The organism is Paraburkholderia sp. IW21, from assembly GCF_041321145.1.
In the GTDB taxonomy this organism is placed as follows: domain Bacteria; phylum Pseudomonadota; class Gammaproteobacteria; order Burkholderiales; family Burkholderiaceae; genus Paraburkholderia.
In genome coordinates this window covers 1-12,695 of sequence record NZ_JBGGWA010000006.1, presented here as the reverse complement: position 1 = coordinate 12,695, position 12,695 = coordinate 1, and the positions used below count along the sequence as shown (strand labels likewise).

General features: G+C 63.8%; 12 protein-coding genes. 6 read left to right on the top strand and 6 right to left on the bottom strand.

What is annotated here, in order from left to right; genetic code table 11:
• Nucleotides 1-154: 154 nt before the first annotated feature.
• Nucleotides 155-1,681, top strand: a complete 1,527-nt coding sequence (locus ACAX43_RS15830) for a PLP-dependent aminotransferase family protein (protein WP_370709356.1) — start codon at nucleotides 155-157, stop codon at nucleotides 1,679-1,681.
• A gap of 53 nt (nucleotides 1,682-1,734) precedes the next feature.
• Here ACAX43_RS15830 and ACAX43_RS15825 read toward each other — a convergent pair whose 3' ends face one another.
• Nucleotides 1,735-2,487, bottom strand: coding sequence for an IclR family transcriptional regulator (locus ACAX43_RS15825; protein ID WP_370709355.1), 753 nt, complete (start codon nucleotides 2,485-2,487; stop codon nucleotides 1,735-1,737).
• A 247-nt stretch (nucleotides 2,488-2,734) separates the two neighbouring features.
• Entirely contained in the window at nucleotides 2,735-3,499 is a 765-nt protein-coding gene (locus ACAX43_RS15820; RefSeq protein WP_370709354.1) for an IclR family transcriptional regulator, read from the bottom strand.
• A 200-nt stretch (nucleotides 3,500-3,699) separates the two neighbouring features.
• Here ACAX43_RS15820 and ACAX43_RS15815 point away from each other — a divergent pair, with 200 nt between their 5' ends.
• The 3 genes from ACAX43_RS15815 to ACAX43_RS15805 all read left to right on the top strand — a co-directional run bounded on the left by ACAX43_RS15815 (nucleotide 3,700) and on the right by ACAX43_RS15805 (nucleotide 8,315).
• Complete coding sequence (locus tag ACAX43_RS15815; RefSeq protein WP_370709353.1) at nucleotides 3,700-5,145, top strand: aldehyde dehydrogenase family protein; 1,446 nt, start codon at nucleotides 3,700-3,702, stop codon at nucleotides 5,143-5,145.
• Nucleotides 5,142-6,800: an AMP-binding protein gene (locus tag ACAX43_RS15810; RefSeq protein WP_370709352.1), complete on the top strand. Its 1,659-nt coding sequence runs from the start codon at nucleotides 5,142-5,144 to the stop codon at nucleotides 6,798-6,800. Before ACAX43_RS15815 ends, ACAX43_RS15810 begins: the two co-directional genes overlap by 4 nt.
• A gap of 132 nt (nucleotides 6,801-6,932) precedes the next feature.
• The gene (locus tag ACAX43_RS15805; RefSeq protein WP_370709351.1) at nucleotides 6,933-8,315 is read left to right on the top strand and encodes an MFS transporter; all 1,383 of its coding nucleotides are present in this window, start codon (nucleotides 6,933-6,935) and stop codon (nucleotides 8,313-8,315) included.
• A 61-nt stretch (nucleotides 8,316-8,376) separates the two neighbouring features.
• On the opposite strand, the gene ACAX43_RS15800 is transcribed toward ACAX43_RS15805, so the two are convergent.
• Nucleotides 8,377-9,294 (bottom strand): NAD(P)-dependent oxidoreductase, encoded by a 918-nt coding sequence (locus ACAX43_RS15800; RefSeq protein WP_370709350.1) that lies wholly within the window; start codon nucleotides 9,292-9,294, stop codon nucleotides 8,377-8,379.
• Nucleotides 9,295-9,358: 64 nt separating this feature from the next.
• Entirely contained in the window at nucleotides 9,359-10,006 is a 648-nt protein-coding gene (locus ACAX43_RS15795; protein WP_370709349.1) for a VTT domain-containing protein, read from the bottom strand.
• Between the two features lie 136 nt (nucleotides 10,007-10,142).
• On the opposite strand from ACAX43_RS15795, the gene ACAX43_RS15790 reads away from it, so the two are divergent.
• Complete coding sequence (locus ACAX43_RS15790) at nucleotides 10,143-10,670, top strand: GNAT family N-acetyltransferase (RefSeq protein WP_370709348.1); 528 nt, start codon at nucleotides 10,143-10,145, stop codon at nucleotides 10,668-10,670.
• Nucleotides 10,671-10,685: 15 nt separating this feature from the next.
• On the opposite strand, the gene ACAX43_RS15785 is transcribed toward ACAX43_RS15790, so the two are convergent.
• Both ACAX43_RS15785 and ACAX43_RS15780 read right to left on the bottom strand, forming a co-directional pair.
• Nucleotides 10,686-11,747 (bottom strand): alkene reductase, encoded by a 1,062-nt coding sequence (locus ACAX43_RS15785; protein WP_370709347.1) that lies wholly within the window; start codon nucleotides 11,745-11,747, stop codon nucleotides 10,686-10,688.
• 96 nt (nucleotides 11,748-11,843) lie between these two features.
• Nucleotides 11,844-12,146, bottom strand: a complete 303-nt coding sequence (locus tag ACAX43_RS15780; protein WP_370709346.1) for an ArsR/SmtB family transcription factor — start codon at nucleotides 12,144-12,146, stop codon at nucleotides 11,844-11,846.
• A 209-nt stretch (nucleotides 12,147-12,355) separates the two neighbouring features.
• Between ACAX43_RS15780 and ACAX43_RS15775 the strand changes: the two genes are divergently transcribed.
• A complete protein-coding gene (locus ACAX43_RS15775) occupies nucleotides 12,356-12,562 on the top strand; it encodes a hypothetical protein (protein WP_370709345.1) in 207 nt (68 codons plus the stop codon).
• Nucleotides 12,563-12,695: the final 133 nt, after the last annotated feature.

Genomic DNA, 12,695 nt, shown 5'->3' with positions numbered 1-12,695 from the left:
ATCGTTGAGTCCACACCGCCGCGCCGGAACGGGCCGCGGCGCCGGTCTCGCCGGGAGCCGCCCGGGGCGGCCGACAGGCGTTTTTTTGCGCGTCCACAATGCCGGTGTCCGCCTTCGTGCGGGCGGGCGCCGCCTACAAAAAACAGGAGAAAGCATGGCAAGTCGCACCTCGGTGGCGCTATGGAGTCAGCGATTCCAGCGCTCAGCCGATTCAAGCATGAGCCTTCAGGGCCAAATTCGCCAGATGCTGGTGGCCGCGATTCTGGATGGCCAGCTAATGCCGCATCACGCGTTGCCGTCCAGCCGCGAGCTGGCCGACCAATTGAGCGTCGCGCGCAATACGGTGGTGCTCGCTTACCAGCAGCTCGTTGAGGAAGGCTATCTGATTTCGCGTGAGCGCAGCGGGCATTTCGTCAACCCGGCCATCCTCGAAGGGCGGCACGAATTCTCCCCGCTGCAGACGGTACCGGAGCAGGCGGCCAACGAGGCGCTGGCAAGGCCGGACTGGGACTTGCGCGTCAGAAGGCGGCCGTCCTCGCAGCGCAACATCGTCAAACCGGGCAACTGGCTGAGCTACGAATATCCGTTTATCTACGGACAGTTCGACCAATCGCTGTTTCCGACCAACGACTGGCGCGAATGCTGCATGAAGGCGCTCTCGGTGATGGAAATCCGCAACTGGGCGCCGGACCTGATCGAGCGCGACGACGATACGCTGATCCAGCAGATCCGCACGCGCGTGCTGCCGCGGCGCGGCGTGTTTGCCATGCCGGACGAAATCGTCGTGACGATCGGCTGCCAGCAGGCGCTCTATCTGGTCGCGGATTTGCTGGCGAGCGAGCGGACCACGATCGGCTTCGAAAACCCCGGCTATCCGGATGCCCGCAATATCTTCGAGAACCGCAACGCGCGCCTGCAGCCGCTGACCGTCGATAGTGGCGGCGTGCGCCCCGTGGAGGACGCCGATCTGCTCGCGCAATGCGACTACGTCTATGTGACGCCAAGCCACCAGTGCCCGACCACGGCCACCATGCCCATCGAGCGGCGCCATGCGCTGCTGGAACTCGCGCAGAAACACGACTTCGTGTTGATCGAAGACGACTACGAGAGCGAAAACAACTTCTCAGGCGCACCGCACCCGGCGTTGAAAAGCCTGGATACAGCGGATCGGGTGATCTATATCGGCAGCCTGTCGAAGACTTTTGCGCCTGGGCTGCGGCTGGGTTATATCGTCGGGCCGCGTGAACTGGTCCGCGAACTGCGCGCGCTGCGGCGCCTGATGGTGCGGCATCCGGCAGCGTATATTCAGCGCGCCTTTGCCACCTTTCTGGCGCTCGGACACCACGATGCGCTGCTGCGGCGGCTCGCTCACGCCTATCGGGAGCGCGCGCAGGCACTGATGACGGCGCTCGACACGCACCTTCCCGAAGCGCGCTATCTGCCGGTGGGCGGCGGCGCGTCGTGCTGGGTCGAGGGGCCACCATGGCTCGATGCGACGCGCCTCGCCGCGGATGCGCAGGCGCATGGCATTCTGATCGAACTGGGGCGGGTCTTTTTCATGACCGGACTGGAGCAGAACCACTGCTTCCGGATGGGCTTTTCGGCCATCAAGCTCGAAAAGATCGATGCGGGCGTGCGTCTGCTCGCGGAACTCGTGCGCGCGCAGCGGCCCGCGGCATAGGCGTCGGGCCAGGCGGTGCCGTAACCCTTGCGATTAGCCGCGCAATAAGCGGCCTAGAAGGTTTTAGCGAGCTGCTGGGCGGCTTCCTGCAGACGCGGCACGAACTCGAGCGCGCGCGACAGCGGCGCACGCGAGACCGGCGCATGAACGGCGATCGCCGCGATGCAGGTGTTGTTCTCATCCATCACCGGCGCGGCCACGCACGCGATGCCGACGACAAATTCCTCATTGTCGATGGCGATGCGCTTGTGCGCGATGCGGTCGAGTTCCGCTTCGAGCAGTTCGGGATCGGTGATGGTATTCGGCGTGAAGCGTTCGAGCTTCATGGTGCGGACGAGGGCGCTGCGCTGTTCGCGCGGCAACATGGCCAGCAGCAGCTTGCCGCTCGCGCTGCAATGCGCCGGCACGTGCGAGCCGGGCTTGAGATCGAGCCGCAACGGCCAGGGCGCTTCGAGCCTGTCGAGATAGAGCACCTCGGTTTCGTGCAGCATGGTGAGGTTGCAGGTCTCACCGAGATCGGCAACCAGGTTCGACAGGATCGCGTGCCGCAGCCGGCGGGCACCCGAGTGCATCATGACGCCAAGACCGAGCTGCGCGAGACGCGGCCCGATCACGTAGGCATTCTTCTGGCCCGGCTCGCGGATCACGAGGCCCCCGGCCTCCAGCGAAGCCAGCATGCGATGCAGCGAAGCCTTCGGCAGGTCCACGTCCTGGGCAATGTCCGCAAGCGACACCGGACCTTCGGCGCGGACAAGATGCTCGAGCAGGGCGAACGCGCGCAGGGTAGGAGTATCCGCTTGAGTCATGGGTGCCGTTCCGGAAAATTGAATCGGCGTCATTGTAACGCGCGCCTTTGTCGGCAGCCGTTTTCGCGGTTTTTCGGCGGGTTAAGAGCGAAATTACGACGCGGAGCATCCCGTTTTTCGGAATGCGATGCGGCGCTGCATCAAGAGAGCACGCCGCACAGTTTGAGCGGATGGCGGACCTGTTTTCGGCCCTGTGCCCTGTGCCTTGGGCCACGCCTACTTTTCGCCCGCACGGCTTGCGTTCGCACTACTGCCGGAACGTTTTAGCGGTTTCTTCGGCCGCGAGACGCAAATCGGGCAGGAAGGCCAGCAGATCGTCGAGCACGACCCGACCGACCGGCGCTTGCACGGCGATGGCCGCGCAGGCGCGATTGCGGTCCAGCATGACGGGCACCGCGATCGCGATCAGCCCCTGCAAATGTTCCTGATTGTTGATCGCGAGCTGGCGCCGCCGCGTGATGGTCAATTCCTTGCGCAACTCGCCGCGATCCGTGATCGTGCGCTCGGAATAGGCGCGCAGCGGCAAGGTTTCGATGACCCGTTCGCGCCTGTCCTTGGGAAGAAAACTGAGCAACAGCTTGCCGCTTGCCGAACAGTGCAGCGGCACATGCGAGCCCGGTTGCAGGTGCATGCGCAGCGGCCACTCCGTTTCCACCCGGTCCACATAGACCACGTCGTTGCCGGCCAGCATCGTCAGATTGCAGGTCTCGCCGATTTTGGCCACCAGCTGTTCGAGCAGCACATGGCGGGCCGCAGCCGGGCCCGCATGCATCAGCACATTGACCGCCAGCATACGCACGCGCGGCGAACACTCATAGAGCCGGTCGCCGGCGCTGCGCGTGACGAGCCACGCATCCATCAGCTGCACCAGAATCCGATGCACGGTCTGCTTGGGCAGTTCGAGGGCATGGACGAGATCCGTCATGGAAAGCGGGCCGCTTGCCTCAGCCAAGGTTTCGAGTACACGAAATGCACGCACGGCCGCCGCATTCGATTGATTCGAAGTCGACACGCTGTCTCCTCACGTTATATTTGTAAATGGGATTGTGCATCGGTCTGGTTAGTTTTCGGGACTCAGGAAAGTCCCGAATTTTGCATTTTTCGATTCTCGGCAGCTCAGCGCAAGGGATAGTTCAAAAAACGGGACTCCGAAGCAGCCACGGCTCACTAGATTGGTACCAACGCCAATCTTTTCAGTCCGGAGTGAACCGTATGAACGTCAGGGCCACAGCAGCCGAAGCAGCACACGCGAGCGCACACGGCGAAGTCGAACGCGTCGTCGCGTCAATCGTGGAACGCGCGCGCGCCGCTCAGCGCGGATTCGAAGCCGCGGGACAAGACGTGCTCGATGCCGCCGCCGACGCCGCCGCGTGGGCGATCATGGAGCCCGTGCGCAACCGGCAGCTTGCCGAACTGGCGGTGCGCGACACCGGTCTCGGCAATGCGGACGACAAATTCCGCAAGAACTATCGCAAGACGCTCGGGCTGTTGCGCGATCTACGTGGGCAGAAGACCACGGGCGTGATCGCGCGTCATGACGCCACCGGCATCGTCGAGATCGCGCGGGCGGTCGGCGTGGTGGCGGCGATCACGCCGTCCACCAATCCGGCGGCCACGCCGATCAACAAGATCGTCAACGCCCTCAAATGCGGCAATGCCGTCATTGTGGCGCCCTCGCCCAAGGGCTATTCGTCGTGCGCGCTGCTGATCGAATTCATTCACGCGCAATTCGCCAAAGTCGGGCTCGCGGCCGACCTCGTCCAGATGTTGCCCGCGCCGATCAGCAAGGCGGCCACCGCTGAACTGATGCGGCAGTGCGATCTGGTCGTGGCGACCGGCTCGCAGGCGAATGTCCGGATGGCCTATGCAAGCGGGACGCCCGCGTTCGGCGTGGGCGCGGGGAACGTTGCTTCGATTGTCACCGCGTCGGCCGATTTGCATGATGCGGCGCACAAGATCGCGCGCTCGAAAACGTTCGATAACGCCACGAGTTGTTCATCCGAAAACAGTGTGGTGATCGAAGGCGCGGTGTACGACGACATGCTGGCCGAACTGGCCGCCTGCGGTGGCGTGATGCTCGATGCAGCGCAAAAGGCGCGACTGCAGGCCGCCTTGTGGTCGAACGGCAAGTTATCGGCACACTGCACCGCGCGCTCGGCCGCGTCGATTGCACGGGCGGCGGGCCTCGACGAGATTGCCGCACGTGAGCCCGCATTCCTGATGGTCGAGGAAACCGGCTTCGGCGCGGACTACCCCTTCTCGGGCGAGAAGCTCGCGCCGGTGCTGACCGTTTATCGCGCGGAAACCTTCGACGCCGCTGCCGACATCGTGCGCGGCGTCTATGCCTACATGGGCGCAGGGCACTCGGTCGGCCTGCATTCCACCGATTCGGGCCAAGCGGTGCAGCTCGGTTCGACGCTGCCGGTGGCGCGCGTGATCGTGAATCAGGCACATTGCCTCGCGACCGGCGGCAACTTCGATAACGGCTTGCCATTCTCGCTCTCGATGGGATGCGGAACGTGGGGCCGCAACAATTTCTCGAGCAATCTCAACTTTCACCATTATCTGAACATCACGCGCGTGGCCTACCCGATCGAGGAGCGCGTCCCCGAACTCGACGACGTGCTCGGGGATTTCTTTGCGAGGTATGGCAAATGAAGACGCCTCACACCATCCGCGCGCTGATCGACGCGCGCGCCGCGCAGTATCCCGACAAGCCGTTCCTGCTGGCGGCCCCCGAATGCGCCGAGGACGGCGGTACGGCTGCGCCTGCCGGCGTGTTGACCTTCGCGGCACTGCGCGACGACTGCCGCACGCTCGAGACGGCCTTTCACGAAGCAGGCCTGAAGGCCGGCGATGTCGTGTCGGTCTTCATGGGCAACGGTATCCATACGGCAAGGCTGCTGCTCGCGGCGATGTACAGCGGGCTCGTCGCCAACCCGCTCAATCTGTTGTGCCAGCCGTCGCAGTTGCGCTACATCGTGGAGCATTCGGACACGCGCATGGTCTTTGTTTCCGACGATACGCATGCGGCTATGTCGAGCGCGATAGACGGACTGCGCGAGCAAGACATCACCCGCACCGTTGCGCTGATTCGCACGGAACCCGATGCCGCCGTGGCGTCTGTGCCCGCTTGCGTCGAACCCGCGCTGTTGGAAACGGCAGGCAGTGCCGTCGCGCAAAGAGCGTTGGCAGAGGGGGCGTCTTGTGCGTCGCCGGCAACCGCATGGGATTCCCAGGCGTCATCAGCCGGCGAGCCAGATGCGAGCGATGTGGCGCTGCTGATGTACACGTCCGGCACCACGGGTGCACCGAAGGGCGTCCTGCTGGACCATCGGAACCTGCTGGCCAATGCCCGCAACATTTCGCACGAACACCGGCTCGGCACCGGGGACCGCGCCTTCGCCGCCTTGCCGCTTTATCACATCAATGGTCTCGTCGTGACGCTGCTTGCGCCGCTTTTTCATGGCGGCTCGGTGGTCATGGCGCCGCGCTTTTCCGCGCGCACCTACTGGCGCGATGTCGCGCGCCACGGTTGCACATGGATCAACGTGGTGCCGACGATCGTCGCCTATCTGCTCAACAACGACGAACCGTGCACGTTCGACCTGTCCGCGCTGAGGTTCTGCCGCAGTGCGTCGGCGGCGTTGCCCGTCGATCATCACCGCGCGTTCGAGGCGCGCTTCGGAGTCGGTATCATCGAAACGATGGGCATGACCGAAACCGCCGCGCCCGTGTTCAGCAATCCATACGATCCGGACCGCCGAAAAATCGGCAGTATCGGCCTGCCTTCAGGCGGTGAAGCGAAGGTGATCGACCGGGACGGCCGCGAATGCGCAGCCGACGAGTGCGGCGAACTGGTGCTACGGGGCGAGCAGGTCATGCGCGGCTACTACAAGCGCCCCGAGGAAACGCGTGCGGCCTTCACCGCCGACGGCTGGCTACGCACTGGCGACCTCGGCTATCGCGACAGCGACGGTTACTTCTACATCAACGGGCGCGCGAAGGAATTGATCATCAAGGGCGGCGAAAACATCGCCCCGCGCGAGATCGATGAAGCCTTGCTCAAACACCCCGGCGTGCTGGATGCGGCGGTGGTGGGCGTGCCGGATCCTGCCTACGGGCAGGAGATCGTCGCCTTCATCGTGCCTCGCATTGCAGAGGGGCAGGGCGCGCTCGACATCGCGGATCTGCACGCGCACTGTTTGCGCGAACTGGGCCGCTACAAGACGCCGAAGGAGTTTCGCTTCGTCGCGGAACTGCCCCGTGGACCCTCGGGCAAGGTGCAGCGCCTGAAGCTGGTGCCCACTTGAGGGCACACGCGTCGGCGTGCGAGGATCGCGCGGCAAGCATAGGAGGCAGGCGCGCGGCTCGACGCAGTACGGAAGTACGGATTGAACGACCATAGACGCCGCCGGCGTCACATAAGAGACACAGGAGACAGCATGCAAACGCTCAAGCGGCGTGTGAAGACGCGCCACATCATCCTGGCAGTCATGTGCCTGATGTATTTCATCTCGTACATCGACCGTGTGAATATTGCCGTGGCGGGCCCTATCATCCGGCAGGAAATGGGGCTGACGACGGTTCAGCTCGGCCTCGTGTTCTCGGCTTTCGCTTATCCGTACGCATTCATGCAGATCATCGGCGGCTGGCTGTCGGACAAGTACGGGCCGAAGCTGGTGTTGACGGTGCTGTCGGTGATCTGGGGCGCGGCGACGCTCGCCACCGGCTTCGCCGGCAGTGTGGCGATGCTCGTCGCGCTGCGGTTCGCCCTAGGCATCGGCGAGGGCGGCGCGTTCCCGACGGCGACGCGTGCCTTTACCTATTGGATGCCGGTGGCGGAGCGGGGTTTCGCTCAAGGCATCACCCATAGCTTTGCGCGTCTGGGCGGCGCGGTCACGCCGCCGCTCGTGCTCGCGGTGGTGGTGGCGGGCGGCTGGCGCGACGCGTTCATTCTGCTCGGTGTAGCGAGTCTCGCGTGGACCGTGCTGTATCTCTGCGTCTTTACGAACTCGCCGGAGCAGAACCGCCGCATCACGCCCGAGGAAACGGCTGAGATCGGCTATCGCGCCGGCGACTGCGAACGCGCCAAGCGTGCGGTCACGCCGTGGCGCAAACTGATCCGTCGCATGTGGCTCGTCACGTTCGTCGACTTCTGCTACGGCTGGCTGCTGTGGGTCTATCTGACCTGGCTGCCTTCGTACCTGAAAGAGGCTCGCGGCTTCGATCTCAAGCAATTGGCGCTGTTCACCGCGCTGCCGCTGCTCGCCGGCGTGATCGGCGATACCTTGGGCGGCGTCGTCTCCGACCAGTTGTACAAGCGCACCGGCCGCCTGCGCTTTGCGCGCTGTACCGTACTCGTCGTAGGCATGGGCGGTTCGCTCTTGTTCCTGCTGCCGATGGTGTCCGCGACCAATCCCCTGATGGCGGTGCTGTTCCTGTCGGCGTCGTTCTTCTTTCTCGAGATCACGAATCCTGTGTTGTGGACTTTGCCGCTCGACATCGGCGGTAAATACGCGGGCACGGCGGGCGGCATGATGAACACGGGCTTCGGCGTCGCCGGCATGATTTCGCCCGTGGTGTTCGGCTATCTGATCGAGACAACGGGCAGCTATAACGTGCCGTTCACGATTTCCGCCTGTTTGCTTGGGGTGGGGATCGTGGCCGCGCTTTTCATACAACCGACCAGAACGGTCGAGGCCGACGAGGAGCGCGAGCGGCTCGAAGGCAGACAACTGGACGGCATGCCCGAACTGGTTCCGGCGAGTGCGGCGGTGCGGCTGGAGCGGCCCCACCTGCGCCGTCCGCTGCGCTGGCGCAGATAGGGCGTGCGCAGGCTAGTGGGCTCGTGGGCGGACGCAGGTGTCCGCTCGCTAGCGATTCCCGTTAGCCGGCACGCGTGAGCTTGCGCAGACGCCAGATGAGACTCGAGGTGTCGTAGCGGCTGCCGCCCAGTGCCTGAACGTCGCCGTAGAATTGATCGACAAGCGCGGTGACCGGCAGTGACACGCCCTTGCGCTTCGCTTCGTCGAGGCAGAAACCGAGGTCCTTGCGCATCCAGTCGACGGCGAAGCCGTAATCGAACTTGCCTTCGATCATCGTCTTGCCGCGGTTTTCCATCTGCCAGCTCGCAGCCGCGCCCTTGCCGATCACTTCAAGGACGCGCGCCATGTCGAGACCCGCGTTCTCGCCGAAATGGATCGCTTCGGACAGGCCTTGCACCATGCCGGCGATGCAGATCTGATTGACCATTTTGGCCAGCTGGCCGGCGCCCGTCGAGCCGATCAGCGTGACGGCGGCCGCGTAATGGCGCAGCGTCGCCGCGCAACGTTCGAACGTTGCCGCGTCGCCGCCGCACATGATCGTCAGCTTGCCGTTTTGCGCCCCGGACTCGCCGCCGGAGACCGGCGCGTCGATAAAGTGCAAACCCTGCGTGCCCGCGATTTCCGCGAGTTCCCGGGCGACATTGGCCGAGGCGGTAGTGTGATCGACGAAGGTCGTGCCACGCGCCATGCCCGCAAACGCGCCCTGGTCGCCGAGGGTGATGCTGCGCAGGTCTTCGTCGTTGCCCACGCACGCCAGCACCAGTTCGGCGCCGTCCGCCGCTTCGCGCGGCGTGGGTGCGGCGCGTCCGCCGTACTCGGAGACCCACTGCCCGGATTTTTGCGCGGTACGGTTGTACACCGTCACGTCGAGGCCGGCTTTCGCCAGATGGCCGGCCATCGGATAACCCATGACGCCGAGGCCGAGAAAGGTGACGCGGCGCACTGCATCGGTCGAAGAGGGGGCTGCTGGATTGTTCATTGAGGGGCCTCAGGGCTGGGGGGATAGCGCAAAGCAGACCGTGTCACCACGATCTCCGCGAATTTCAGTGCGCGCGCAACCGACGGTTGACGAAGCGCCATACGGCGCTGACCAGCAACGAGCCGACGCCGAGCGAGACGCCCAGCAGCACGATCGAGCTCATATGATCGCGCACCAGCGGCACGTTGCCGAACAGATAGCCGGCCGCCACCAGCGACACGATCCACAGCGCGGCGCCCGCGGTGACGAACGACACGAAACGTGCGAACGTCATGCGCGAAACGCCGGCGACAAAAGGCGCGAAGGTGCGCACGACGGCAATGAACGGCGACAGCAGAAAGGTCAGGCCGCCGCGTGCTTCATAGAAAGCGTGCGCTTTACGCAGTGCATTCTTGTCGAGCCAGCGATAGTCGGCGGTATAGACTTTTTCGCCGATCGCGCGGCCGATCGCATAGTCGACAATGCTGCCGGCCACGGTGGCGGCGAATAGCAAGGGGATCACGAGCCAGACGTTCAGCGCGCCCGCGGCGGCGAGGCCACCGCAGATAAAAATCAGCGGATCGCCAGGCAAAAAGAATAGCGGCAGGAAACCGATTTCCACGAACACGACGAGAAACAGCATCGCATAGACGGCCGTGCCGTATTGCACGATCAAGCCGCTCAGGTGCTGGTCGAAGTGCAGGGCGACCTGCAGCAGATGCATCAGATCCATCTTGGGTCGAAGGTAAATTCAGGTGTTCAGGAGTTTAGTCCCGTGGCCGTCTGGGCACTTGTTTATTTCGCGGGGGGAATGTCAATATCGGGGCGTGTGTTCCGGAATAGTGCCCGCAAAACCTACGAAAACGCCTATGCAAGACGCTTCCAACCTCATGTTCCGCTTTGCCGCGCCGCACGATGCAAGTGCGATCCGCACCATCGAATTCGAGGCCGGCCAACGCTTCGCCACCGTCGGCATGACCGGTATCGCCGATGCACCGCCGATGGAAGTGGAAATCGTCAACCGCAAGATCGCCGCACAACAGATCGTCGTCGCCGTGGATGCCGGTGAGACGTGCGTCGGGTTCGTGATGTTCGAGCCGCAGCCCACGCGCTTCTATGTCCAGGAGCTCGACGTGCTCACCTCGCATGCCGGGCAGCGCATCGGCGCGGCGCTGCTCGAACAGGTCGCGCAACTGGCACGCGCGCACCAGGTGACGCAACTCACGTTGTCAACGTTTCGCGAGGTGCCATGGAACGCACCGTACTATCGGCGGCTCGGCTTTCGCGATATCGAAGAGGCCGAACTCGATGCGGCGCTGATCGCGCGGCGCGACGCGCATATTGCGCGCGGACTCGACGAATCGAAGCGCGTGTTCATGCGGCGTGACCTTGCGTGACGCCGCATGAACCGCTTATTCCACCGCTTCCAGCGCCGGATAATCCACGTAGCCGGTCTCGCCGCGTGCATAGTACGTGGCCGGATTTGGCTTGTTCAACGGCGCATTCGTCTCGAAGCGGCGCACCAGATCCGGATTCGCGATGAACAACTGACCCCACGCCACCGCGTCCGCTTCACCCGCGTCGAGCACGTGCTGCGCGGTTTCCCTGGTGAATTTTTCGTTCGCGATGTACGGGCCGCCGAAGGCCTTCTTCAGTTGCGGGCCGAGACGGTCGTCACCGAGCGCTTCGCGTGCGGCGATGAACGCAATCTTGCGCTGGCCGAGTTCGCGAGCCACGTAGCCGAAGGTTGCGGCCGGATCGGAGTCGCCCATGGCGTGTGCGTCGCGGCGCGGTGCGAGGTGTACGCCGACACGGTTCGCGCCCCAGACGCCGATACAGACGTCGGTGATTTCGAGCAGCAGACGGGCGCGGTTTTCGATCGGGCCGCCATAAGCGTCGGTACGCTTGTTGGTGCTGTCCTGCAGGAACTGGTCGAGCAGATAGCCGTTCGCGCCGTGCACTTCCACGCCGTCAAAACCCGCTGCTTTTGCATTTTCCGCGCCTTGGCGGAACGCTTCGACCACACCGGCGATTTCATCGAGTTCCAGGGCGCGCGGCGTCACGTACGGACGTTCCGGGCGCACGAGGCTCACGTGCCCCTGGGCTGCGATTGCGCTCGGCGCCACCGGCAGTTCGCCGTTGAGGAACAGCGGGTCCGAAATACGGCCGACGTGCCACAGTTGCAGGAAGATTTTGCCGCCGGCTGCATGCACGGCATTCGTGACGAGCTTCCAGCCTTCAACCTGTTCCTGCGACCAGATGCCCGGCGTGTCGGCGTAGCCGACGCCTTGCGGTGTGACGGACGTGGCTTCGCTGATGATCAGGCCTGCCGTGGCGCGTTCGGCGTAATACTTCGCCATGAGCGCGTTCGGCACGCGGATTTCTTCAGCGCGTTGACGCGTGAGCGGCGCCATGATGATGCGATTCGACAACGTGATGTCGCCAATCTGGAGCGGGTCAAAAAGAGTCGGCATATGAGTTCACCTTGGGTGGCGGGCGCGTGGCCCGAGCCTGAAAAAAACGGCGCGAATGAAATAAGCGAAAAAAGCGCGGCGATGCGGATGAAGCGCTCAGAGCTCGGTGTTCATGTGCGCTAGAAACGCCTGAATGACGGGCTCGTTGCGTTTGAAAAACACCCATTGACCGACCCGCTTTGACGTGACGAGCCCAGCCCGCTGCAAGGCAGCGAGGTGCGCCGACACGGTGGACTGCGACAGGCCGCAGCGCGCATCGATCTTGCCGGCACACACGCCGTGATCGAGCGGCAGTTCCTGATCGGCGAAATGCGCACACGGCTCGCGCAGCCAGCCGAGAATCTCCCTGCGGACAGGATTGGCAAGCGCCTTATGGATCGCGTCGATATCAAGCGTCATGGGGTTCGTTTCAAGTCGTCAACAAGACAGGCGTGGCGCCGGTAAGCGTTCACGTGTCTGCATCGCTACAAGACGAATCATATATCGGAATTTCGCGATATGTGCGAAGCCATTACTGTTGATGGGGTCGGTAGCTATGGACGTACAAAAACACGGGTGCGTCGCTGCCGTATCAGATCGCCGGCATCATCACGTCAGGACCGACGCCATTGATCGCCACCTATCTGTTCGCCACGTATGGCCAGACGCTGCCCATTTCGATCTATATCGCGGCGACAGGGTTGCTGAGCCTGGTGTGCGCGTTTTTCCTCGCCGAGACTTTCAGGCGGGATCTGTCCGCGGAGCCGGAAGATGAAGAGGCCGCAGCGCTGGGCGCGCGTGCGTCCGCTCACTCGCCGCATCCTCTGCCGCGCTGAGCGCAAATCGATCCGGCTGCAATGCCGTGTATGACCTGGCCGTTTGCGGCGCCGAAGTGCGGGCCGGCGCGAGGCAACGGTCGAGTCGCTAACGCGGGTTGAATGGACGCCTTGTTGGCTCGCTTAATCGCGG